Origin of the sequence: Bradyrhizobium sp. GCM10028915 (assembly GCF_042666195.1) — a bacterium.
GTDB lineage: Bacteria > Pseudomonadota > Alphaproteobacteria > Rhizobiales > Xanthobacteraceae > Bradyrhizobium > Bradyrhizobium canariense_D.
In genome coordinates this window covers 483,865-505,293 of the sequence record NZ_JBHTFN010000021.1, presented here as the reverse complement: position 1 = coordinate 505,293, position 21,429 = coordinate 483,865, and the positions used below count along the sequence as shown (strand labels likewise).

At 63.2% G+C, this 21,429-nt stretch carries 23 protein-coding genes and 1 pseudogene; 19 read left to right on the top strand and 5 right to left on the bottom strand.

Features of this window, described 5'->3' with window-relative positions:
* Positions 1 to 19: 19 nt before the first annotated feature.
* The 12 genes from flgK to ACFQX9_RS14135 all read left to right on the top strand — a co-directional run bounded on the left by flgK (position 20) and on the right by ACFQX9_RS14135 (position 8,905).
* Complete coding sequence (gene flgK / locus ACFQX9_RS14190; RefSeq protein WP_377788969.1) at positions 20 to 1,498, top strand: flagellar hook-associated protein FlgK; 1,479 nt, start codon at positions 20 to 22, stop codon at positions 1,496 to 1,498.
* Between the two features lie 3 nt (positions 1,499 to 1,501).
* Positions 1,502 to 2,548, top strand: a complete 1,047-nt coding sequence (locus tag ACFQX9_RS14185) for a flagellar hook-associated family protein (RefSeq protein WP_247295073.1) — start codon at positions 1,502 to 1,504, stop codon at positions 2,546 to 2,548.
* 67 nt (positions 2,549 to 2,615) lie between these two features.
* Positions 2,616 to 2,960, top strand: a complete 345-nt coding sequence (flaF, locus tag ACFQX9_RS14180; protein WP_018453979.1) for a flagellar biosynthesis regulator FlaF — start codon at positions 2,616 to 2,618, stop codon at positions 2,958 to 2,960.
* The gene (gene flbT / locus ACFQX9_RS14175) at positions 2,960 to 3,370 is read left to right on the top strand and encodes a flagellar biosynthesis repressor FlbT (protein ID WP_085351953.1); all 411 of its coding nucleotides are present in this window, start codon (positions 2,960 to 2,962) and stop codon (positions 3,368 to 3,370) included. The genes flaF and flbT overlap by 1 nt, the downstream gene beginning before the upstream one ends.
* A gap of 14 nt (positions 3,371 to 3,384) precedes the next feature.
* Positions 3,385 to 3,807: a flagellar hook assembly protein FlgD gene (gene flgD, locus ACFQX9_RS14170; protein WP_018453981.1), complete on the top strand. Its 423-nt coding sequence runs from the start codon at positions 3,385 to 3,387 to the stop codon at positions 3,805 to 3,807.
* Entirely contained in the window at positions 3,804 to 4,070 is a 267-nt protein-coding gene (fliQ, locus tag ACFQX9_RS14165) for a flagellar biosynthesis protein FliQ (RefSeq protein WP_018453982.1), read from the top strand. The genes flgD and fliQ overlap by 4 nt, the downstream gene beginning before the upstream one ends.
* Before the next feature lie 92 nt (positions 4,071 to 4,162).
* Positions 4,163 to 6,244 carry a flagellar biosynthesis protein FlhA gene (flhA, locus tag ACFQX9_RS14160; RefSeq protein ID WP_377788965.1) on the top strand — a complete coding sequence of 694 codons (2,082 nt, stop codon included), beginning with the start codon at positions 4,163 to 4,165 and terminating at the stop codon, positions 6,242 to 6,244.
* Complete coding sequence (fliR, locus tag ACFQX9_RS14155; RefSeq protein ID WP_247295069.1) at positions 6,241 to 6,993, top strand: flagellar biosynthesis protein FliR; 753 nt, start codon at positions 6,241 to 6,243, stop codon at positions 6,991 to 6,993. The genes flhA and fliR overlap by 4 nt, the downstream gene beginning before the upstream one ends.
* A gap of 6 nt (positions 6,994 to 6,999) precedes the next feature.
* Positions 7,000 to 7,419: a hypothetical protein gene (locus tag ACFQX9_RS14150; RefSeq protein WP_085351951.1), complete on the top strand. Its 420-nt coding sequence runs from the start codon at positions 7,000 to 7,002 to the stop codon at positions 7,417 to 7,419.
* Positions 7,416 to 7,895 (top strand): rod-binding protein, encoded by a 480-nt coding sequence (locus ACFQX9_RS14145; RefSeq protein ID WP_018453986.1) that lies wholly within the window; start codon positions 7,416 to 7,418, stop codon positions 7,893 to 7,895. Before ACFQX9_RS14150 ends, ACFQX9_RS14145 begins: the two co-directional genes overlap by 4 nt.
* A 42-nt stretch (positions 7,896 to 7,937) precedes the next feature.
* Positions 7,938 to 8,450 (top strand): FlgN protein, encoded by a 513-nt coding sequence (locus tag ACFQX9_RS14140; RefSeq protein ID WP_018453987.1) that lies wholly within the window; start codon positions 7,938 to 7,940, stop codon positions 8,448 to 8,450.
* Complete coding sequence (locus ACFQX9_RS14135; protein ID WP_018453988.1) at positions 8,447 to 8,905, top strand: hypothetical protein; 459 nt, start codon at positions 8,447 to 8,449, stop codon at positions 8,903 to 8,905. Before ACFQX9_RS14140 ends, ACFQX9_RS14135 begins: the two co-directional genes overlap by 4 nt.
* Before the next feature lie 173 nt (positions 8,906 to 9,078).
* Here ACFQX9_RS14135 and ACFQX9_RS14130 read toward each other — a convergent pair whose 3' ends face one another.
* Complete coding sequence (locus ACFQX9_RS14130) at positions 9,079 to 9,849, bottom strand: winged-helix domain-containing protein (RefSeq protein WP_377788962.1); 771 nt, start codon at positions 9,847 to 9,849, stop codon at positions 9,079 to 9,081.
* An 818-nt stretch (positions 9,850 to 10,667) separates the two neighbouring features.
* Here ACFQX9_RS14130 and ACFQX9_RS14125 point away from each other — a divergent pair.
* The gene (locus ACFQX9_RS14125; RefSeq protein ID WP_247295067.1) at positions 10,668 to 11,651 is read left to right on the top strand and encodes a hypothetical protein; all 984 of its coding nucleotides are present in this window, start codon (positions 10,668 to 10,670) and stop codon (positions 11,649 to 11,651) included.
* Positions 11,652 to 11,664: 13 nt separating this feature from the next.
* Here the strand turns inward: ACFQX9_RS14125 and ACFQX9_RS14120 are convergent, their stop codons facing one another.
* Positions 11,665 to 12,243, bottom strand: a complete 579-nt coding sequence (locus tag ACFQX9_RS14120; RefSeq protein ID WP_247295065.1) for a MarR family winged helix-turn-helix transcriptional regulator — start codon at positions 12,241 to 12,243, stop codon at positions 11,665 to 11,667.
* A 395-nt stretch (positions 12,244 to 12,638) separates the two neighbouring features.
* Here ACFQX9_RS14120 and ACFQX9_RS14115 point away from each other — a divergent pair, with 395 nt between their 5' ends.
* Positions 12,639 to 13,928 carry an MFS transporter gene (locus ACFQX9_RS14115; RefSeq protein WP_377788959.1) on the top strand — a complete coding sequence of 430 codons (1,290 nt, stop codon included), beginning with the start codon at positions 12,639 to 12,641 and terminating at the stop codon, positions 13,926 to 13,928.
* Positions 13,929 to 14,040: 112 nt separating this feature from the next.
* Positions 14,041 to 14,926 (top strand): annotated as a pseudogene (locus tag ACFQX9_RS14110) (dienelactone hydrolase family protein).
* 7 nt (positions 14,927 to 14,933) lie between these two features.
* Here the strand turns inward: ACFQX9_RS14110 and ACFQX9_RS14105 are convergent.
* Positions 14,934 to 15,788 (bottom strand): SDR family oxidoreductase, encoded by an 855-nt coding sequence (locus tag ACFQX9_RS14105; protein WP_085351943.1) that lies wholly within the window; start codon positions 15,786 to 15,788, stop codon positions 14,934 to 14,936.
* Between the two features lie 144 nt (positions 15,789 to 15,932).
* On the opposite strand from ACFQX9_RS14105, the gene ACFQX9_RS14100 reads away from it, so the two are divergent.
* Positions 15,933 to 16,649, top strand: a complete 717-nt coding sequence (locus ACFQX9_RS14100) for an HAD family hydrolase (protein ID WP_085351942.1) — start codon at positions 15,933 to 15,935, stop codon at positions 16,647 to 16,649.
* A 68-nt stretch (positions 16,650 to 16,717) separates the two neighbouring features.
* On the opposite strand, the gene ACFQX9_RS14095 is transcribed toward ACFQX9_RS14100, so the two are convergent.
* Complete coding sequence (locus tag ACFQX9_RS14095) at positions 16,718 to 17,125, bottom strand: nuclear transport factor 2 family protein (RefSeq protein ID WP_018453996.1); 408 nt, start codon at positions 17,123 to 17,125, stop codon at positions 16,718 to 16,720.
* A 99-nt stretch (positions 17,126 to 17,224) separates the two neighbouring features.
* A complete protein-coding gene (locus ACFQX9_RS14090) occupies positions 17,225 to 18,694 on the bottom strand; it encodes a mannitol dehydrogenase family protein (protein WP_085352028.1) in 1,470 nt (489 codons plus the stop codon).
* Between the two features lie 145 nt (positions 18,695 to 18,839).
* On the opposite strand from ACFQX9_RS14090, the gene ACFQX9_RS14085 reads away from it, so the two are divergent.
* The 3 genes from ACFQX9_RS14085 (at position 18,840) to ACFQX9_RS14075 (ending at position 21,429) form a co-directional block, all read left to right on the top strand.
* Complete coding sequence (locus ACFQX9_RS14085; RefSeq protein ID WP_377788955.1) at positions 18,840 to 19,649, top strand: FadR/GntR family transcriptional regulator; 810 nt, start codon at positions 18,840 to 18,842, stop codon at positions 19,647 to 19,649.
* A 105-nt stretch (positions 19,650 to 19,754) separates the two neighbouring features.
* The gene (locus ACFQX9_RS14080) at positions 19,755 to 20,714 is read left to right on the top strand and encodes a sialic acid TRAP transporter substrate-binding protein SiaP (RefSeq protein ID WP_377789046.1); all 960 of its coding nucleotides are present in this window, start codon (positions 19,755 to 19,757) and stop codon (positions 20,712 to 20,714) included.
* 136 nt (positions 20,715 to 20,850) lie between these two features.
* Positions 20,851 to 21,429 carry a TRAP transporter small permease gene (locus ACFQX9_RS14075; RefSeq protein ID WP_018454000.1) on the top strand — a complete coding sequence of 193 codons (579 nt, stop codon included), beginning with the start codon at positions 20,851 to 20,853 and terminating at the stop codon, positions 21,427 to 21,429.

Genomic DNA, 21,429 nt, shown 5'->3' with positions numbered 1-21,429 from the left:
TCCCCGGCAAGAGCAGATCATGAACCTTACCGCCGCTCTCGAATCCGCCCGCTCCTCGTTGATGGCGTCGGGCATCCAGTCGTCGGTCATCTCGCGCAACATCGCCGGTGCCAGCTCCGCCGGCTATTCGCGCAAGATTGCCGTGCTGGACAACCTTCCGGGAACCGGCGTCTACGTGGCGGCGATCCAGCGCGCCGCGAGCTCGGGTCTCTACACCAACGTGCTGACCGCAACCTCGACGTCGGCCAAGCAGAGCGCGATCCTTGACGGTCTCCAGAAGATCGCATCTGCCACGGTGGACGATCCGGAACTCGACCAGTCGCCGACGGCGCAGCTCAATGCGCTGAAGAAGGCGCTCCAGCAATATGCCAACGCCCCGGACAACACCACGCTGGCACAGGCCGCGGTGACGTCCGCCAAGGACATGGCGACCGCGCTCAATCAGGCGACCCAGACCGTGCAGTCGGCCCGGGAGGGCGCGGATGCCGACATGAATACGTCGGTTCAAAACATCAATCGGCTGCTCTCCCAGTTCCAGACCGTGAACACCGCGATCGTGAAGGGGACGATCTCCGGCGATGACATCACCGACTACCTCGACCAACGCGACAGCATCGTCTCGCAGCTGTCGCAGGAGGTCGGGGTCTCGATGTCGCTCCGTCCCAACGGCGACGCGGCGCTCTATACCGACAGCGGCGTCGTGCTGTTCGACAAGACGGCGCGAACGGTGAGCTTTGCGCCGACGAACGCCTATACGGCCGGCACCACCGGCAATGCGGTCTATATCGACGGCGTTCCGGTGACCGGCGCCAATTCCGCGATGCCGCTCAAGTCCGGCAAGCTTGCTGGCCTGGCGCAGCTGCGCGACAATGATACGGTTACTTACCAGAGCCAGCTCGACGAAATCGCGCGCGGCCTGGTCGACGCCTTCAAGGAAAGTGACCAGTCGCCTGTTCCGACGCTGCCCGACGTCCCCGGTCTCTTCACCTATCCGGGCGCGCCGGCGATGCCGGCGAGCGCTACCGTCTTGGTGGGCCTCGCTGGTACGATATCCGTTGCTGCATCGGTCGATCCCGCCCAAGGCGGTAATCCCAACCTGCTGCGCGATGGCCCGATCAGCGGCAACGTCGCATACCAATACAATACCGCCGGCAACGGCGGTTACTCGGCTCGGCTGCAGCAGCTCATCGGCGCCATGGATGCGTCGCAGCCGTTCGATGCGACCACGCAAGGCAAGCCGAACGGCAGCTTGATCGACTTCGCGTCGTCGTCGACGAGCTGGATCGAAAACCAGCGCAAGACCGCCGACTCCAATGTCACCTACCAGAAAACGCTGCTCGACCGCAGCACCGCGGCGCTGTCGAACGTCAGCGGCGTCAACATGGACGATGAGATGTCGTTGATGCTTCAGGTCGAACGCACCTATTCGGCCTCGTCGAAGATCATCTCGACCGTCGACGAAATGTTGCAGAGCCTGCTGGCTGCCGTGGGAAATTAAGTCATGATGAGCGCAAACTACATCTCGACCTTGATGCTGTCTTCGTCGTTGAGGTCTTCGATCACCAACAATCAGGCCGCGCTGGCCAAGGCCTCGAAGGAAGCCACCACCGGCCGCTTCGCCGATGTCGGCCTCGAGCTTGGTGCTACGACGGGAGGCGACGTCACCCTGCGGGCGGATTGGAGCTTCGCCGATCAGCTCGTCGATACCAACGGGCTGGTCTCGGGACGTCTGGACATAACGCAGAGCCGGATCACCCAGCTTGGTTCGACCGCAACGGACTTCCTCAAGGACCTGATCGCGGCGCGCAGCACCGACGGCGGCGGACGGATCATCCTGCCGCCTGCGTCCTCCAACCTCCAGGATCTGATTGGCGCGCTCAACGTCTCCTATAACGGCTCGTCTCTCTTCTCGGGCATCAACACGCAGAACACGCCGATCACGGCCTACACCGCGGGCTCAGCCAGCAAGAACCAGGTCGACGCCGACTTCCTTGCGACCTTCGGCTTCTCGCAATCATCGCCCAGCGTGAACAGCATCACCCCGGCCCAGATGCAGACCTTCCTCGACACCACCTTCGATGCCGAGTTCGCGAGCCCGGCCTGGAACACCAATTGGTCATCGGCCACCGACCAGGTCATGCAAAGCCGTATCTCCACGACCGAGATAGCGGATACCTCCGTCAGCGCCAATCAGACAGGCTTCCGCAAGCTCGCCGAGGCCTACACCATGATGGCAGATCTCGGGAACGCCAACCTGGATCAAGCGACGTTCCAGGTTGTCGTGGACAAGGCCATCGGCCTTGTCGGAAACGCCATCACTGACCTTGCCACCCTCGGCGGCGACATCGGCACGGTCCAGCAGCGGATCACCTCAGCAACCGACAAGCTCAAGACGCAGCAGGACATTCTGAACAATCAGATCGTGGGTATAGAGAAGGTCGATCCGACGGAAGCCTCCGTCAGGGTCAACACCTTGCAGACGCAGATCCAGACGGCACTTGCGCTCACCTCGCAGCTCCAGAAGATCAGCCTCATCAACTATCTCTAAGTCCCGCTCCTTCGTAAGGCTCGTAATCCTTGTCTTATTGTTCGGTCTCCTGCGCAGAGTTGTCCTGATGACGTTTGAAGCCTATGAAGCGGTCGTCGACGAGAGCGGCTATGAGGCGCGGGGCCGCGAGCGGCAGGCGCTCAGCCTTGGCATCGACCGGCTCGAGCGGATCCAGAAGGACCGCTTCAGCCTGGAGGATCTGGTCGAGAGCCTGCTCTATGTGCGGCGGCTGTGGACGATCTTCATCGAGGATCTCGCGCATCCGGAAAACGGGCTTCCGGAAAAGCTGCGCGCCGACATCATCTCGATCGGGCTGTGGGTGGTCAAGGAAGCCGACCGCCTTCGCGAAGAAAAGTCGAATGACGTGATCCAGCTCATCGAAATCAACCGCCTGATCCGAGACGCACTTTAATGAAGATATCCTTGCGTGCGGGCGAACGGGTCTACATCAACGGCGCTGTGCTGCGCGTGGACCGCAAGGTCTCCGTCGAGCTCGTCAATGACGTGATGTTCCTGCTCGAAGGACAGATCATGCAGGCCTCCGACGCCACCACGGCGCTGCGGCAGCTCTATTTCATCGTCCAGCTCATGCTGATGAATCCGACCGATGTCCGGGATGCTTCGGCTCTCTACGGGCAGCATCACGCCGCTCTGCTCGCGGTGTGCGAGAGCCAGGAGATGCTGGTCGGGCTTGGTGCGGTCGACGACCTGGTCGGGGCGACCCGTTACTTCGACGCGCTCAAGCGGATTCGGGCACTGTTTCCAGTGGAGCAGGCCATCCTGGCCGGCGCCACGATTGATTCCCCATTCGAGGCTGCCTGACAGCGGAGAGATACATGAACGTCACCAGCGCGACCGATAGCACCAGCAAGTCGTCCAGTTCGACCAGCTCGACGACGTCGACGTCGAGCACCGGCGTCGACTACAACACGTTTCTTCGGCTCCTCATTGCAGAGATGAAGAACCAGGATCCGACCAATCCGATGGATACCTCGCAATACATGAGCCAGTTTGCGCAGCTCTCGTCGGTCGAGCAGGCGATGCAGACCAACACCAAGCTCGACGCTCTGCTGTCTTCGCAGTCGCTGTCGCAGGCCGACGGGCTGATCGGAAAGACCGTCAGCTTCACGGATGCGACAGGAGCGAGCTTCAGCGGCAAGGTCGCCTCGATCTCCATCAACAGCGACGGCTCGGTCGCGACACTCGAGAACGGCACGAAGGTCGCGATCGGCCCCGGTCTCACGATCAGCCAGTCATGAACGAACGGGACGCTCTCGACATCGTCCAGGCGGCGATCTGGACCATTATCGTGGCCTCCGGACCTGCCGTCGGTGCCGCGATGCTGGTCGGCACCATCATCGCGCTGATCCAGGCCCTGACCCAGATCCAGGAGGTGACGCTGACTTTCGTTCCGAAGATCATCGTCATTCTCGTGGTCGTTGCCGTCTCCGGCTCCTTCATCGGAGCCCATCTCTCCACCTTCACTGAGATGGTCTATTCGCACATCGAGCGCGGCTTCTGACCCGACGGTCCCGGCCACCTCTGCCACCCTGCCACCACCCCCGCGTAAGCTTTGCACGGCAGATTACGGGCCGGATCCTCTGCCGGTGACCCATGTCCGATACGTTAGCTGCTAGCCTGCCGACCCCGCGACGATTGGGCGCCGACGCCTTTTTCGCGGGCGGCATCGTGGCCATGCTCACGATCCTGTTCCTGCCCATACCGCCGATCCTGATCGATCTCGGCCTCGCGTTCTCGATCGCGCTCTCGGCACTGATCCTAATGGTCGCACTGTGGATCCAGCGGCCGCTTGATTTCTCGGCCTTCCCGACCGTGCTCCTGATCGCGACGATCCTGCGGCTTGCGCTCAACGTCGCAACGACCCGTCTCATCCTGTCGCGCGGCGGGGAGGGCGAAAACGCCGCGGGCCATGTCGTTGCCGGTTTCTCGAAGTTCGTCATGGGTGGTGACTTCGTCATCGGCCTGATCATCTTTGCGATTCTGGTCACGGTGAACTTCGTCGTGATCACCAAGGGCGCAACGCGTATCGCCGAAGTGGGCGCCCGCTTCACCCTGGATGCGATCCCGGGCAAGCAGATGGCGATCGACGCGGATCTATCCGCGGGCCTGATCGACGACAAGGAAGCCCAGCGCCGGCGCCGCGAGCTGGAAGAGGAGAGCGCGTTCTTCGGCGCCATGGACGGCGCCTCGAAATTCGTCCGCGGCGACGCCGTCGCCGGCCTGATCATCACCGCGATCAACATTTTCGGCGGTATCATCATCGGCGTGACGCATCATGGATTGACGCTGGCACGCGCCGCCGACGTCTACACCAAGCTCTCCGTGGGCGACGGCCTGGTAACGCAGATGCCCGCGCTGATCGTGTCGCTGTCGGCGGGCCTGCTCGTCTCGAAGGGCGGCACCAGAGGTTCGGCCGAGCAGGCGGTGTTGCGGCAGCTCGGCGGCTATCCGCGCGCGGTGTCGGCCGCCGCGCTGATGATGTTCGTGCTCGCCTTGATGCCGGGGCTGCCGACGGCGCCCTTCCTGCTGCTCGGCGGCGTCATGGCCTTCGTCGGATACTCGTTGCCGAGGCGGCAGGCAGCCCTGAGGCGCAAGGAAGATGCGCGCAACGCCGACGAACGCGCCCAGGTCGATGCCAAGGAATCCGTCAAGGAATCGCTTAAGACCGCGGAGATCGAGCTGGCGCTCGGCGGCCACCTCTCGGTCCATCTGCTGGGCTCGCGCACCGAGCTGGCGCACCGCGTGGCCAAGATCCGCAAGAAGTTCGCCAAGCAGTACGGCTTCGTGGTTCCCGAGATCAAGCTCACCGACAATCTGTCGATCGATCCCAAGGGATACCAGATCCGGATCCACGACACCCGCGTCGCCCAGGGCGAGCTCAGGCTCGGCGAAGTGCTGGTGCTGGTCGACAAGGATGGCAAGCCCGACGTTCCCGGCGAAGAGGTGATCGAGCCGGCCTTCGGCATGAAGGCGCTGTGGGTGACGGACGCTTTCACCGACGAGGTCAAGCGTCAGGGCTGCAAGCCGGTCGACAATCTGTCGGTGCTGCTCACGCATCTGAGCGAAGTGATCAGGGCCAACCTCGCCCAGCTCCTGTCCTACAAGGACATGCGCGGCCTGCTCGACCGGCTCGATCCCGAATACAAGCGCCTTGTCGAGGATCTCTGCCCGTCGCAGATATCGTATTCGGGGCTGCTGGCGATCCTGAAGATCCTGCTGGCCGAGCGCGTGTCAATCCGCAACCTCCATCTGATCCTCGAAGCCATCGCCGAGATCGCGCCCCATGTGCGGCGCTCCGAGCAGGTGGCCGAGCACGTGCGTACCCGTCTTGCCCAGCAGATTTGCGGCGATCTCTCCGACAACGGCGTACTCAACGTCGTGCGTCTCGGCAACCGTTGGGATCTCGCGTTTCACCAGAGCCTGAAGCGCGACGCCAAGGGCGACGTCGTCGAATTCGACGCCGATCCGCGCCTGATCGAGCAGTTTGCGACCGAAGCCAGCGCCGCGATCCGCAAGTTCACCGAGAACGGCACCAGCGTGGTGCTGGCGGTGACCCCGGAAGCGCGTCCCTACGTCCGGATGATCCTGGAGCGGGTCTTTCCGACACTGCCGATCCTGTCGCATGTCGAGGTCGCGCGCAGCACCGAGATCCGGGCCCTCGGAGCCATATCGTGATCAGCGGCCTCACCGATAGCGTGCTGGTGACGTTCATCGTGTTCTGCCGCATCGGTGCCTGCCTGATGCTGGTGCCCGGCTATTCCAGCGTCAACGTTCCGGCCCAGGTCCGCTTGTTCGTCGCGCTCGTCACGACGTTTGCGCTGACGCCGATCCTGATCGCCGTCCTGAAACCCCTTACGGACAACGCGGCGCCTCTGACGCTCGCGCTCCTTATCTGCTCCGAGCTCGTGGTCGGCTGCGTCATCGGGCTCGGCGGTCGCGTGTTCTTCCTCGCACTCCAGACCATGGCCACCGTGATGGCGAGCGCAATCGGGCTGAGCAACATCCCGGGGACCCCGGTCGGCGATACCGATCCGGCGCCGGCCCTGGTGCCGCTGATCATGACGGCCGTCACCACGCTGTTCTTCATGACCGACCAGCACTGGCAGGTCCTGCGCGGACTGATGAACTCCTACGCCGTCTGGCATCCCGGCGACCGGCTCGGCGGCAGCATGCCGCTCGGCCAGCTCGTCGGCAGGCTGTCGGAGGCGTTCGTGCTGACGCTGCGGATCGCCAGCCCTTTCATCGTCTATTCGGTCGTCGTCAACCTGGCGGTCGGCCTAATCAACAAGCTGACGCCGGCGATTCCGGTCTATTTCATCTCGGTGCCCTTCGTGCTGTTCGGCGGCTTCCTGCTGCTCTACCTCACCAGCGACGAACTCCTGACGCAATTCATGCTCGGCGTCTCGTCGTGGCTGGCGGAGTGATCAATCATGACGTCGCGCGCGGACAAGCTCGGCCGGATGGTCTCGCTCCTGAAGCTCCAGCTTCGGCTGTCAGAGTGGCAGCTCGCTCATCTCCGCCAGCAGGAGCGCAGCTTGCAGGACGAGCAGGAATGGCTGGTCGGAACTCTCAACGAGGGGAAGCCGCCGGCGGGATCATCGAGCGAATCGATCGCGCGGCGCCTGACCAGAGCCAGCGTCGGCGCTCGCGCGATTCAGGCCCAGGCCTCGCAGCAGCTCGACCAGGTTCGCACGGAGAGCCGCCGTGTGAAGCAGTTCGAGCAGGTCGCGAAGGCGGCGCTCGCGGACAAGCTTCGCGACGCCGAGAAGCGATCGCTCGAGGAGATGACGGGAACAAGCCTCACCGTGCGCGAGTGGCCGCCACGGCTAGCCAATCGGACCAAGACATGATCGTGACAGCGACACCCGACCTCGTTCTCGACGTCCTCGACGCCGCCGATCCCGTGACGCAGCGCGCGGCCACCGCGAAGCTCGACGCCCTGAAATCATCGGACGCGGATTTCGCCGCCACGATGGACGCGGAGGTCGGCAAGGCCAAGGCGGCTGCTGCCGATCAATTCGCGACGAAGATCTCGGAACCCCAGTCGGGTGCGGTGAACGGGGCGCCGGTGCAGGTGATCAAGGCGCCGGCATCCGGCGAGGTGTACCGCAAGTTCGAGGCCTTCATCCTCCAGACCTTCGTCGAGACGATGCTGCCGAAGGAGTCGGAGCAGGTCTTTGGAAAAGGCACGGCCGGCGGCGTCTGGAAGTCGATGCTGGCGGAGCAGCTCGGTGCTCAGCTGGCAAAGGGCAAGGGCATTGGCATTGCCAAGCAGCTCGCTGCCGCGCATCCGGCGGGACCGGACGCTTCGGGCAAGGCCGGATGACGATCCGGGAATGGATGACAGAAGTTGAAGGGTGAATTTCCTATGCAGGCACAAGAAGGCGCGGCGGCCCTGGTGATGGAACAGCCGGTCGTGGACCGCGAGGCGATGACGACGGCGGCCGTGTCGGGGGATGCCCTGTTGCCCGTGCTGCTGCCGAATGTCGGCGGCGAGGTGGCGAACGACGGCGCGGACGCGGCGAGATCGGACGAGGTACGCGGCCTGCTGGCTGCGATCCGCCGGCTCGAAGGCATCGTCGAAGAGGAGACGGCCGCGCTCGCGACCGGCAAGAAGATCGACTTCGACGAGTTCAGCGCCCGGAAGAGCCGGAGCATGCTGGAATTCGTCCGTCTGATGCGGGCACGAATGCACCTCGGCGGCGAGGTCGAGATCACCGAGGAGGTCCAGCGGCTGCGCGAGAAGCTCGAGCGAAACCGTTCCATCCTCGAAATGCATTACGATGCGGTGCGCGAGGTTGCGAGCATCATCGTCAAGGCCATCAAGGACGCCGAATCGGACGGCACCTATACCGGCCGCGCAGCACAGGACGGAAAATGATCAGACTCGTGCTAGCCGGGCTCTGGGTATGCATCCTCACCGCGGGAACGAGCTATGCCGTGGCCTATTGGAAGGAAAATGGCAGTCTGCTGCCGGCAAAGGATGAATATCTCGACGGGCTGCAGTACCAGAAGACGCGGGCCCTGAGCGTGCCAATGGTCGAGAGTGGCAACGTGCAGGGCTACATCGTCGCGCGCTTCGTCTACACCGTAGAGGCGCGGACCATGCATCAGCTCAACGTGCCGCCCGAGCCGTTCGTCGTCGATGAAGCCTTCCGCAGGATCTATGCCGACGACCGCCTGGATTTCAGAAAACTCGCCCGTTACGACCTCTCCATCCTCACAACGGCCATCAAGCAGCGTGTCAACGAGCGAATGCAGGCCGAAGTCGTCCAGGACGTCCTTGTCGAGGACTTCAATTACGTGTCGAAGGAAGAATTCCAGCAGAAGCCCTAGGCATTACCGGTTCTGATTGAATCAGAAGCGAGCCTCTAGAATCATACTTAGACGCGAGCCGCGGCGCCGGTACTGCCGCGCCTCTGTTCGCCGTTGATGTCGCTGAAACTACAACGGCCCCTGCGAAGGTGGTTCGCGAGGCCGTTGTCGGTTGCGTGGCAGCGCCCTGCCGATCAGTTTCCGGCCGGATACGCCGCCGGAGCGGCATGCGACCTGTTGAGCAAGATGCCGACTTCGTCGAGCTCCTGCATCGGCACGTCGATGGTTTCGCCGGCCGGGATGTCGAGGCGGTACCCGACGTAACGCCGCGCCACGATCGCATCGAAGCCGAGGCGGTCGCGGAGCTTCTTGCGCAGTTTGCTGACGTGGCTCTCGATCACGCTCTCGTCGAACGTCGCTTCGAAGATGCCGTAGACCGCGTTGAAGATCTGCGTCTTGGTGACCCACTTGCCGTGGTTGCTGACCATATATTCGAGAATGCGCAGTTCGCGGCGTGGCAGGGTGAGGGCGTGGCCAGCGATCTCGGGGTCACGTCCGTTGAAGAAGACCTGGATCCTGGTCTCGCAGGGCCTCGGCAGTTCCCCGACCCGGCGGCGCGCAACCGCGGCCGTTCGGGCGAGGATCTCGCGGAGGTGAATCGGTATGTGGACGACGTCATCGACGCCCGATTCGAAGAGCTCCAGCGTGTTCTTGAGCATCTTTTGGCCGCTCATGGCGATGATGGGCGCCGAGGAGCGCTTGCGCATCGCCCGCGGCAGGCTTCCTCGGGTGTCGCAATCCCCGAGGAGGAAGGCGTCCACCGCGGCCAGATCCGATTCACTCGCAGATTGCAGCCAGTCCCAGAATTCTCCGGAGGAGAAGCCGATCGACGATACACCTTCGCGAACGAGCCCTCCGACATAGCTGTTCGTGACGCTCTCGCGATCATCAACGATAATATACATCAGTCTTTCGCCCCTGTTTCGCACTTGTTACGGCCGGTTGGTTGTTGTGATGCCCGGCTCGGCAACTGTGCTGTTTGACGATATTCCTTCCCGCGAACCGTTATTATGGTTTCGATATTCGCGGGCAGCCCTACGCATTCAGTGCCTGCGTCTCGCAGGCCTGCTACTTCGACTCGATACTGAACGCTTACTGCGTGAGGCTCGGCGGGTGTCTTGCGGATCACCTCGCGGAGCGGATTGAGAAAGCGACCTAGAACAATTGCGCCAAGTCGCTCATGCGTCCGAACGCTACTGTACTGTGTCAATCCCCTCGCCAACTGGCGAGAATCACTTGAGTAGGACCGTAACAATTGCCGATTTCCGATCAAGCGTGCGCAACTAAGCGTTTGCTACACGTGCTTGATGCTGTTGGTTTGGTTCGAGTTGTTTCTTTGTATATTCAATCGCATCAGTTGATTTGGAATTCGAACTAGTTTTGCACCTTGGCGGTTCCAAACTTCCGCATCCCCGTATGATTACAGCTATTTCGGGTGGTGCTGCGCTTCATGCACATTGATGGATTTTCAACCCGGGATTGACTCTCGTCATCGCGTTTCCACGTGCGACAATTCGACTCATGTATGGCGAGGCGACTCCAGCTTGGCGAAATCTTGGCGAGGGTGTGTCTTTCGAGTCGCACTCTCGCCACGTGCGTGACGCGTTTGACTCATGTGACGTCGCATCGCGCGTGATGAGAAGTTTTCGATGCGCACGTTTCAGGCAAGCTTCGGCAAATAATGTCACCGTTCGACAGATCGAACCGAACGGAGCATTCTCGCATGTTGTCCGATGGACAAGCTCGTCCCAACGCGAACGCCGATGTTTCCGCAGCGGCGAAACCGGCCGCGGAGACGCGCGATGCCAGAGACAATGCGGCGCCGACGGCCAGGCCTTTTGTAAATGCCAAGCATTTTGCAAATACCAAGCCTGCTGCAAATACCAAGCCTGCGAACACCAAGCCTGCGTCGGCAGCAGCGAGTGATGAAACTCTGGCGAAAGAGGCGCTCGAGGGTCTGAAGCGTATTCGCGCCAAGGCGCGCCTCGACAAGATGGCAATTTCCAAGCCTACGCCCATCGTGATCAAGCCGGCCGTGATCGTGGCCAAGCCGCCGCCCCCGCGTCCGACATGGGTCGTGCCGCTCGCGACATTGGCGGTCGCTGCGATCCTGGTCGTCTGCGCCTGCACCGGAGTGATCGCCTATCTCACCATGCAGCCTGCCCAGAGCAACGTCGCGGCCAACACTGAGATCAGGAATCTGCGCGAGACGGTGGCGCAACTGCGCAGGCAGGTGTCGGGCGTGTCCGACAATCTCGACGGCCTCCGCACCGCGGTCGACCAATCGAGCAAGGCGACCAATGACCGTTTTGGCCGGTTTGGCGAAAATCTTGATCGCATCGAACGGGTGGGCTCGTCCTCTACGGTGAAGCTCGACAAGCTTGCCCAGGTGCAGGCCCAGGCTCCGGCGCCCGTCGCCACACAGCCAATGCCGATGATGGCCTCGGCCGCTACGCCCGAGATCACGGGATCGGTAGCACCTTCCGAGCGCATCTCGGCGCCGCGCAAGACGGTCAAGGGCTGGTCGGTCCGCCAGGCCTATGAGGGGATCGCGATCCTGCAAGGCCCGAACGGCGTCGTCGAGGCGGTGTTGGGACAGCAGGTGCCCGGCCTTGGCCGTATCGAGGAGATCAAAAACGAGAACGGACGTCTGGTGGTCGAGTCCAGCGGGGGCGTCATCTATTCGTCACGCAAGGCCACGCCCTGATCGAGGGCCACTTCTATTTGCGGTGATGCTCGAAGCTGGTGCATAGCAGATCGACCTCCGCCTCCGCGATCGGCGCCCGAAACAGGCGGCAGCTGAACTCGGCGATCGTCCTGCTGTCCGTGGTGGTGCGATCTTCGCGGAGGAAGATGCATCGCTTGCAGACGTCGGTATGGTGCCGCTGTTCGGCCGCATCGGCCTGATCGAGCGCGTGCCGGAGTGTGTCGCGAAAGCGAGTCTTGGCCTCGTCGTCGAGAACGGCAATGGCCTCGAGCAGAACGCTGATGGGGTCGCGCACGAGAAATTTCTTGCCCTGCTGCGTCACGCTCAGCAACACGGAGCGCTTGTCCATGGCGGAGCGCTTGCGCTCGATGTAGCCCAGTCGCTCGAGCTCGCCGATGATGAACGAGGCGGTGGCGCGCGTGGTGCCAACGTAGCTGGCGAGCGCCGAGGGCGTCCGGGAAAACCGGTTGGCACGGGAGAGGAAACGCAGCGCCATCCATTCGCGGTCGCGCAGGCCATGCTTGGCGCCTTCGAACCACAGGATGCGGGCCGTCTGCCCCAATAATTCGATCGCTTCGCGAGCCAAATACATTTCAATATCTTTACTCAATTCAGCTTTTGGCAGCGCAATCCGGGTGGCTGATAATGAAGCTCCCTGAGAGAGGCGGAACCTTCCAGTCGTGGAACTAGAGCGTCACGAACAAAGTTCGAGTAAATCCCCCGGCTCAACTCTTCTGAAAATTTCACTCAAATGACCGCGGTGTACGCGCAGATTCCGCTCGCGCGGGATGTGCGTGCAACATGATGTGTCGCTGCGACCACCGCAAAGCCCATTTGTTGCGCGATGCGCTTCGAATCGCGCGAGCGGACGGATCGGCAGCAACTCGGGCAGCGGAAAAGGGGGCGAGAGAACCACCGTTTTCGGTTAATGAATGTTGCGTTGCAATGCGGCTAGGCGGTTAAATCGAAATAGGATCGAGCCCGGGAATGATCGAGCAAGTGAAGCCGTTCAGCGTCAAGCGCGCAGCATTGGCCGCCACCGTCGGCAACATGCTCGAGTTCTACGACTTCATCACCTACAGCTTCTTCGCCATCCAGATCGGCCATACCTTCTTCCCGACGGGAAGCGAGTACGGCAGCCTGATGCTGTCGCTGGCGACTTTCGGCGCCGGCTTCGTGACGCGGCCGATCGGCGGAATCGTGCTTGGGATCTATTCCGACCGGATCGGCCGGCGGCCTGCCATGCTGCTGAGCTTCGCGCTCATGGGGCTATCGATCCTGACCATCGCGCTCACGCCGTCCTATCGATCGATCGGCCTTGCAGCGCCCGTCATCGTGATCGGGGCGCGTATGGCGCAAGGCTTTGCTCTGGGCGGGGAGGTTGGACCGACCACCGCCTATCTGATCGAGATCGCCCCGCCCCAGCATCGCGCGCTGGTGGTGGCCTGGCAACCGGCCAGCCAGGAGATCGCCGCGACCGCAGGCGCGCTCGTCGGCGTCATCCTGAGTAAGACGATGGGGCCGGAGATGCTCGACGCCTATGGCTGGCGGGTGGCGTTTCTGATGGGAGCGGTGTGCCTGCCGTTCGGGTTCTGGATGCGCCGGACGCTGCCCGAGACTATCCCGCAGGCCGAAGCCGGTGCCCGCACCGTCGAGCACACTGGTCATCTCTCGCAGGCGAGACGGCACCTTGGCGTCATCGGACTTGCGCTGATGATCCTGGCAAGCGGCACGATCTCGACCTACGTCACCCAATACATGACGACCTATGCGCAGAACACGCTGCATGTGTCGTCGACACTGGCTTTCGCCGTGTCGCTGGTCAGCAACGGCATCCAGTTTGTCGGCGCGCTGGTCGGGGGCTGGCTGGCAGATCGTCTCGGTCGCAAGCCGGTGATGATCTGGCCGCAGCTCGCAACGCTGCTGCTGACCTACCCGACCTTCCTCTGGATCGTCCATGCCCCCGGCGCGTTGTCGCTCCTGGTTGGTTTCGGTGTTCTGTCCGTCATCGGCTCGCTGCCGTTCACTGCGTTCTACGCGACCTTCACCGAGGCGCTGCCCCAGAACATCCGCGGCGGTGTGTTCGCGACCGTCTACGCGGTCGCGATCGCCAGCTTCGGCGGTACGGCGCAGCTCGTGGTCACCTGGCTCCTCCACGTCACCGGAAATCCGCTGGCGCCGGCCTGGTACCTGCTGCTCGCGGCGATCGTCGGACTAGTCGCGATGAGCCTCATGCCCGAGACTGCGCCAGTGAAACAGCATCAGAACAAGACCTGAAAACACGGCCTGAAAGCAGCGCGTTCGCAGGCTGGTGATTTGCGTTCTGCCGGCAACTATGGCGAATGCGTCGCCTGAACGATCAGGCGCACGCATCAGGAAGGATGAACCCATGAGTATCGATACCACCATGACATCCGACGTCGTCGGGCTGACCAAGGTCGCTCCGGTCGCGCCGCGGATTCATGAGCGCGACTGCGGCCGTCGCCGCCGGCTACACGCTTGCGGCCGGGCCCGTGCGCGCCGAGGCGATCACGACCGACACCCGCGGCCTCCAGACCGGGGACGCCAAGATCAAGGTCGGCTCCGAGCAGATGCATGCGTATTTTGCCCGCCCCGCCGGCAACACCAAAGCGCCGGTGATCATCGTGGCGATGGAGATTTTCGGCCTGCACGAATACATCAAGGATGTGACGCGGCGCCTCGGCAAGCTCGGCGCTTTCGCGATCGCGCCCGACTATTATTTCCGCAAGGGCGTCGATTTGACCAAGGTCACCGAGATCAAGGACCTGCTGCCGATCGTCAATGCCAAGCCGGACGCGGAGCTGCTGTCCGATCTCGATGCGACGGTGGCGTGGGCGGGATCGCAAGGCGGCGACACCGGTAAGCTCGGCATCATCGGCTTCTGCCGCGGCGGACGCACCGTCTGGGAATATGCCGCTCACAGGGGCAGCCTCAAGGCCGGCGTCGCCTTCTACGGTCCGCCGGTCGATCCAGCCAATCGGCCGTGGCCGAAGAGCCCGATGCAGCTCGCGCCCGAGATGAAGGCACCGGTGCTCGGCCTCTACGGCGGCGCCGATACCGGCATTCCCGTCGCCCAGGTCGAGCAGCTCAAGACAGCCTTGGAGCAGAACAAGAAGACGGCCGAGTTCAAGATCTATCCGGAAGCGCCGCATGGCTTCCATGCCGACTACCGCGGCAGCTATCGCAAGGACGCAGCAGAAGATGCCTGGAAGCAGGCCCAGGCCTGGTTCAAGAAGTATGGCGTGTTGAGCTGACGCTTGATCATGATCCTCCTTCCCCCGCTTGCCACAACGCATCCAGGGCGTGGCGGTAGGTCGGATAAGCAAGCGTGACGCCGAGCTCGCACTTCATTTTCGCGTTGGAGACGCGGGCGCTGCTCGCATAGAAGCTGCGAGCCATCGCCGACATCTCGGCGGTCTCGAACGGCTCTTCCGGCGGCGGTGCAACATTCATCAGCTTCGCCGCGTAAGCGATCACCTCCTGCGGCGGCGCCGGCTCGTCGTCGCAGACGTTCCACGTGCCGCCGCTCGGGTGATGAATCGCAGCCATGATCGCGCTCGCGATGTCGTCGACGTGGATGCGGTTGAACACCTGTCCCGGCTTGATGATGCGCCGCGCCGTTCGAGCGCGCAGCGTCACCAGCGCGTTACGGCCGGGGCCATAGATACCCGCAAGCCGCAGGATCGCGGCGTCGCCACCGGTCGTGTCGGTCCATGCCTGTTCCGCCGCGACCCGCATGCGCGTCCGGTCGAGGTCCGCCTTCGGCGGCGTGCTCTCGTCGACCCAGCCGCCGGCGTGATCACCATATACGCCGATCGTGGACAAATAGACGATCTTGCGGTCGCCGCCCGCCGCCAGCAGGCCGGAGAAGGCCGCGATTGCGGGATCGCCGGCACTGCCGGGCGGGATCGAAACGAGAAGGACATCCGCGTCCCTCATGCGTTCGATCGTCTCGCGTGCCGGACTGCTGCCGGAGAAAGCATGCACCTCGACGCCGGCGAGAGCGCCCCGCTGCGCGGGATCGCGCACCGTGCCGGCGATATGCGAGAAGCGGCCACCGAACAGGCGGACGAAGTGCCGCGCACTGTAGCCGAGGCCAAGGATAAAGAGCAGCATACATCTTCCTTGCAGGTCGGAGTTCCCGTTCGCGCCGCAGCGCGCCTCCGCTCATAAGAGATTTTTGGGTCCGGCAAAAGATATTGCAATTTGTCTCGCCCGCCTGTGCAGGCGATGGTCGCTCACCGGAGGGACGCATCGATCATGCAGGCAGAAGCGCCAGCCATCATGCTATCTGACGCGGCTGAGCTAGTCCGCCGCGCCGCCGCGCTGATCTTCGACGTCGACGGCACCTTGGCTGAGACCGAAGAGCTGCATCGGCAGGCCTTCAACCATGCCTTCGCCCGCCACGGTCTCGATTGGCAATGGGATCGGGCCGTCTACAAGGACCTGCTGCGGGTCACGGGCGGCAAGGAACGCATTCGCGCCCACCATGAAAGGCTGAGGATCGCCGCGCCATTATCGGATGTGGACATCGCGGAACTCCACCGCATCAAGACCGCGCATTATGCCGAACTGGTCCAAACCGGCTGCTGCCCCTTACGGCCCGGGGTGACGGATCTCCTCGTCGCTGCCAAGGCGCGCCGCCAGCGGCTCGCGATCGCGACGACCACGTCGCACGCCAACATCGACGCGCTGCTGTCGCGCGCCCTGGGAAAGTGCTGGGCCGCGGATTTTGATGCGATTGTCGCCGGAGATGACGTGCGGCATAAAAAGCCTGCGCCGGATGTCTATGTCGAGACCCTGGCGCGGCTGAAGCTCAACGCGTCCGACTGCGTCGCGATCGAGGACTCCGCTAACGGCCTGACCGCAGCTTCGCGGGCGAACATTCCCGTGCTCATCACCAGAAGCATGTTCTTCCGGGACGACGATTTTAGCCAGGCGCGGGTCGTGCTGGATGATCTGTCGGGGCTCGGGTGAGGCGGCAAAACAAAAAAACTGAAAAACAACCCCATGCACAGTAGAATGTGCCTGCGGGCCGGGCGCCCTCAATGGACGCGGTGGCTCGCTCTATCGTCCTCAGCTTGCTCGACAATCTGCGCGATCGGGCTTGACTGGTGGTGCACCAGGCGCCAGTCGTCGCCGACGCGCCGAAAATGGTTGGCCGCAGCCAATGCCGTGCCGTCGACGATCTCGATGCAGAGCACGCGCGCGCTGTCGCCATCGACGATGGCCTGCGGTTCCGCGCAGACGATCTGCGGCCGCTCCGGACTCTGCAGGATGTCGCGCCAGCTTCCGATCACCGTGGCCCGGCCGATGATGGCCGGCCAGCCGGGATGAATGCAGGAAATGGCGTCATCGTCCGCCCACATCCGCTCCATTTCGTCGAAATCGCCGGTCGAAAAGGCGGCGTAGAACGCTGCGTTCGCGGCGATCACCTTGCTGTCCTTTGCCATGCCTCTCGGGTGGGGCAATGACAGGCAAAAATCAAGCAAGACTTCCGTCGACTTTCCGTCGATCTGGACCGCAATGCAGCATCGCTGCCCGTTTTGTGGTCACGCCGAGACCAGAATCTCCACCGCACGCCGCGCGCCATCCTTGTAGAGCCGGCCGAGCGCAGCGGTCACGGCTTCGCGCAGGCGCGGCTCGGCGCCCAAGGGCCCGAACACTTTTCCGACGCCGAGCAGCGCGGGTGCCAATCGTTCGGCGACGGGACCTGCCTCGCGCGCCAAGCCGGCGAACTCGGCTGCGAGCGGATCGCGCACGTCGATGGTGCGGCCCTTCTCGTCAAGGCCGCTGACGTAGCGCATCCAGCCGGCCACCGCGAGCGCATGCGTCGCGATCGGCAGGTTCCTGGCGAGACGATCCTGGATCGCGCCGAGCAGGCGCTGCGGCAGCTTTTGCGAGCCGTCCATCGCGATCTGCCAGGTGCGGTGATGCAGTGCCGGATTGGCGAAGCGCTTGAGCAGTGAGGCGCGATAGGCGGCCAGATCTGCGCCTGATGGCATCGTCAATGTCACCGCGGCCTCTTCCATCACCTGCGCGGCGAGGCGCGCGAAATGCGGATCCAGCATGGTGTCGGCGATGGTCTCGTAGCCTGCGAGATAGCCGAGATAGGCCAGCGCCGAATGGCTGGCATTGAGCAGCCGCAGCTTCATCAGCTCGAACGGCTTGACGTCGTTCACCAGTTCGACGCCCGCGGCGGCAAGATCGGGCCGGCCGGCCGTAAAGCGATCCTCGACCACCCATTGCGTGAAGGGCTCGGTCATGACGGGCCATGCATCGCGTAAACCGAGCGCCGATGAAACCGCATCGCGGTCACTATCCGTCGTCTCCGGCACGATCCGGTCGACCATGGTCGAGGGGAAGGCCACCGTATCCGCGATCCACTTGCCGAGATCCTTCGAGCGCAGCGCGGCGAATTGCGTCACGATCCGCTGCACGGTGTGGCCGTTGGCGGCGAGGTTGTCGCAGCTCAGCACGGTGAAGGGCGGGGCGCCCAGCGCCCGCCGGCGCGCCAGCGCGGCGACGATGAAGCCGGGAGCCGAGCGCGGCGCGTCGAAATTGTTGAGGTCGTGCACGACATCAGGATGCCGTTCGTCGAGATCGCCGGTCTGGGGCGTGTGGCAATAGCCCTTCTCGGTGACGGTGAGGGAGACGATGCGAATGGCGGGATCGGCCATTCGCTCGACCAATCGTGCCGGGCTTTCGCGCGCGACCACGCTGTCGAGCAGCGCACCGATGATGCGGTGTTCGGTGCCTTCGGCTGCACGGACGGCAACCGTATAGAGATGATCCTGCGGGGCGAGGGCGTCGCGTGTGTCCGGGCTGCGCAGGCTGGCACCGACGATGCCCCACGAGGTGGCGCCGGCCGCAAGGCAATCATCGATGACGACGGCCTGGTGGGCGCGATGAAACGCGCCAAGGCCGAGATGCACGATGCCAGAGGTGACGCGCGAACGGTCGTAGGCCGGGCGGCGGATGCCGGGTGGCAGCCGGTCGAGATTGGCGCGGCCGAGGCGCATGTCGTCTCTCCCCTTGTTTGGCCGCTGCTTGACATGGCGCCCGTCCTCGGTCAATGCTTGCGGTCAATTGGTAAGACCAATTTTCCAAAATTGGCGGGCCGCGGGCAGCGAGAGCTGCCGGCATGACCCTTTCGGGAGGACCAGCGTGCCGCTGGAAGCTGTGGAGGCGAGACGGCTTTATCGCCAAGTCGCCGATCAATTGCGAAGCCTGATCGACAGCGGCGAGTACGCGGTCGGCAGCCGCTTGCCGACCGAGCGCGAACTCGCCGAGCAGCTCAAGATATCCAGGCCGACAGTGCGCGAAGCCCTGATCGCGCTCGAAGTCGAGGGCCGCCTTCGTATCCGCGTCGGTTCCGGCATCTATGTGATCGAGCCTGCGGCGGTTGCGGCGACCGCGCCTGCTTCCGTCATCGAGGGCCCGTTCGAGCTGTTGCGTGCCCGCGAATTCCTGGAAAGCGCCATCGCCGAAGAAGCCGCGCGCGTGGCGACGAAGGACGACCTTGCCCGCATCGATGCGTCCCTTGTCGCGATGGAGAATGTAGAACACCCCGGCGAAGCCTCGATGGTCCACGACCGCGCCTTCCACGTCGCGATCGCCGGAAGCCTCGGCAATGCCGTTCTGGTGCGCGTGGTCGGCGAGTTGTTCGACCAGCGCCTCAATCCCTATTTCGCGCAGCTTGCGCATTATTTCGAGAGCCCGGGCACGTGGCGCACTGCACTCGACGAGCATCGCGCGGTGCGCGACGCGATCGCGGCGCATGATCCCGGGGCCGCGCGCGAAGCCATGCGCGATCATCTCGCGAGATCCCAGGAGCGCTTTGCGCAGAACTTCGGCGCCGAGAGCGCCGCAGGACCGTCCTCCGGGCGCGCGGCGCGATCGACGGCAAAGCCGACAATACCGGAACGTGCGCCGAAGAAGAAGCGAGCTGCGAGCAGCAGCGCGCGACCGCGATGAGATCGTGCGGCCCGCACCCGCGTTTGGGGGCGGGCGGACAAGAAGCAGATTTAAAAGAAGCAGACTTGAAAAATGGAGGAAAAGTCAGTGTTGAAAAAGATGACAATGGTGCTGGCGGTCTCGGCCGCGGCGATGATTGCTACGGCTGGCGCCGGCATGGCGCAGACCAAGCTCAAATGGGCCCATGTCTACGAGACCTCGGAGCCCTTCCACACTGCTTCGGTCTGGGCCGCGCAGGAGATCGGCAAGCGCACCAACGGGCGCTATGCGATCGACGTCTATCCGGCGTCGCAGCTCGGCAAGGAGGCCGACATCAACCAGGGCCTTTCGCTCGGTTCAGTCGACATCATCATCTCCGGCTCGAGCTTTGCCGCCAAGAGCTTTCCGCCGATCGGCGTGACCTATTATCCCTACACCTTCCGCGATGCCGATCATCTGCTCGCCTACACCAAGAGCGACATCTTCAAGGAGCTCACCAAAGGTTATGAGGACAAGAGCGGGCACCACATCGTCGCGGTGACCTATTACGGCGTGCGCCAGACCTCGTCGAACAAGCCGATCAAGACCTGCGCCGACATGAAGGGCCTGAAGATGCGCGTGCCCGATGTGCCCGCTTATCTCGCTATGCCGCGCGCCTGCGGCGCCAACACCGCGCCGATCGCGTTCGCCGAAGTCTATCTGGCGCTCCAGAACGGTACCGTCGAAGCCCAGGAGAATCCGCTCACCACGATCGAGGCCAAGAAGTTCTACGAGGTGCAGAAGCACATCGTGCTGACCGGCCACATCGTCGACCATCTCAACACGGTGGTGGCCGGTGCGCTCTGGAAGAAGCTCAGCGACGAGGACAAGAAGACCTTCACCGACGTCGCGCAGGAGGCCGCCGCCAAGGCGACCGCGGAGATCAAGCAGAACGAGGCGAAGCTGGTCGCCTTCTTCAAGGAGAAGGGCCTGACCGTCACCGAGGTCGACAAGAGCGAGTTCCGCGACACCGTGCTGAAGAACGTCGCGTTCGAGACCTTCGGCTACCGCAAGGCCGACTGGGAACGCATTCAGGCGGTGAAGTAATGACGTAGTCGCCATCCCGGGGCGGTCCGCTGGACCGAACTACGGTGTGCAATTGCGCACCTGAAAATCTCGAGGTTCCGGGTCTGGTGCTGACGCACCATCCCGGAACGACGTGATCAGTTTGAGGAGCACACCCATGTCCACCGCCGAAACGCACCGGCAGATCACCGCGGACGAGATCGCCCACACCTTCGAGGAAGAGGCGACGCCCAAGGTCGATCTCGGCATCTACGCTTTTGAGGACTGGGTCGCGCTGGCGATCTTCTGGGTGATGGCGCTCGCCGTCTTCCTCCAGTTCTTCACCCGTTACGTCCTCAACGACAGCTACGCCTGGACCGAGGAGATCGCGACCTACTGCCTGATCGGCGTGGTCTTCATCGGCTCCTCGATGTGCGTGCGGCTGTCGCGGCACATCCAGGTCGACCTGCTCTATCGCTATCTTCCGCACCTTGTGGCGCGCGCATTGTCGACAGTGATCGATCTGATCCGGATCGTCTTCTTCGGTTACGCCATCAAGCTGGTCTGGGTCTACATCCAGATCATCGGCGACGAATCCATGACCACCATCAATCTTCCCAAGGACTACGTCTATTACGCCGTGCTGGCGGGCTTCGTGCTGATGTTCGTCCGCTCGGTGCAAGTGGCCATACAACATTTGCGGCAGGGCTACTCGATCCTCGAACGTCCCGGCGCCTACGACGGCTTTGAAGGGTAA

Coding starts and splice junctions, on each gene's coding strand:
- ACFQX9_RS14105 (WP_085351943.1), bottom strand. CDS start 15,788: ATGCTGCTCTTTATCCTTGGCCTCGGCTACAGTGCGCGGCACTTCGTC.
- flhA (WP_377788965.1), top strand. CDS start 4,163: ATGTCCGATACGTTAGCTGCTAGCCTGCCGACCCCGCGACGATTGGGC.
- flgD (WP_018453981.1), top strand. CDS start 3,385: ATGAACGTCACCAGCGCGACCGATAGCACCAGCAAGTCGTCCAGTTCG.
- ACFQX9_RS14120 (WP_247295065.1), bottom strand. CDS start 12,243: ATGTATTTGGCTCGCGAAGCGATCGAATTATTGGGGCAGACGGCCCGC.
- flbT (WP_085351953.1), top strand. CDS start 2,960: ATGAAGATATCCTTGCGTGCGGGCGAACGGGTCTACATCAACGGCGCT.
- ACFQX9_RS14150 (WP_085351951.1), top strand. CDS start 7,000: ATGACGTCGCGCGCGGACAAGCTCGGCCGGATGGTCTCGCTCCTGAAG.
- ACFQX9_RS14090 (WP_085352028.1), bottom strand. CDS start 18,694: ATGCGCCTCGGCCGCGCCAATCTCGACCGGCTGCCACCCGGCATCCGC.
- ACFQX9_RS14135 (WP_018453988.1), top strand. CDS start 8,447: ATGATCAGACTCGTGCTAGCCGGGCTCTGGGTATGCATCCTCACCGCG.
- ACFQX9_RS14130 (WP_377788962.1), bottom strand. CDS start 9,849: ATGTATATTATCGTTGATGATCGCGAGAGCGTCACGAACAGCTATGTC.
- ACFQX9_RS14185 (WP_247295073.1), top strand. CDS start 1,502: ATGATGAGCGCAAACTACATCTCGACCTTGATGCTGTCTTCGTCGTTG.
- ACFQX9_RS14100 (WP_085351942.1), top strand. CDS start 15,933: ATGCAGGCAGAAGCGCCAGCCATCATGCTATCTGACGCGGCTGAGCTA.
- flgK (WP_377788969.1), top strand. CDS start 20: ATGAACCTTACCGCCGCTCTCGAATCCGCCCGCTCCTCGTTGATGGCG.
- ACFQX9_RS14145 (WP_018453986.1), top strand. CDS start 7,416: ATGATCGTGACAGCGACACCCGACCTCGTTCTCGACGTCCTCGACGCC.
- flaF (WP_018453979.1), top strand. CDS start 2,616: ATGACGTTTGAAGCCTATGAAGCGGTCGTCGACGAGAGCGGCTATGAG.
- ACFQX9_RS14115 (WP_377788959.1), top strand. CDS start 12,639: ATGATCGAGCAAGTGAAGCCGTTCAGCGTCAAGCGCGCAGCATTGGCC.
- ACFQX9_RS14075 (WP_018454000.1), top strand. CDS start 20,851: ATGTCCACCGCCGAAACGCACCGGCAGATCACCGCGGACGAGATCGCC.
- fliQ (WP_018453982.1), top strand. CDS start 3,804: ATGAACGAACGGGACGCTCTCGACATCGTCCAGGCGGCGATCTGGACC.
- ACFQX9_RS14080 (WP_377789046.1), top strand. CDS start 19,755: ATGGTGCTGGCGGTCTCGGCCGCGGCGATGATTGCTACGGCTGGCGCC.
- ACFQX9_RS14125 (WP_247295067.1), top strand. CDS start 10,668: ATGTTGTCCGATGGACAAGCTCGTCCCAACGCGAACGCCGATGTTTCC.
- ACFQX9_RS14095 (WP_018453996.1), bottom strand. CDS start 17,125: ATGGCAAAGGACAGCAAGGTGATCGCCGCGAACGCAGCGTTCTACGCC.
- ACFQX9_RS14140 (WP_018453987.1), top strand. CDS start 7,938: ATGCAGGCACAAGAAGGCGCGGCGGCCCTGGTGATGGAACAGCCGGTC.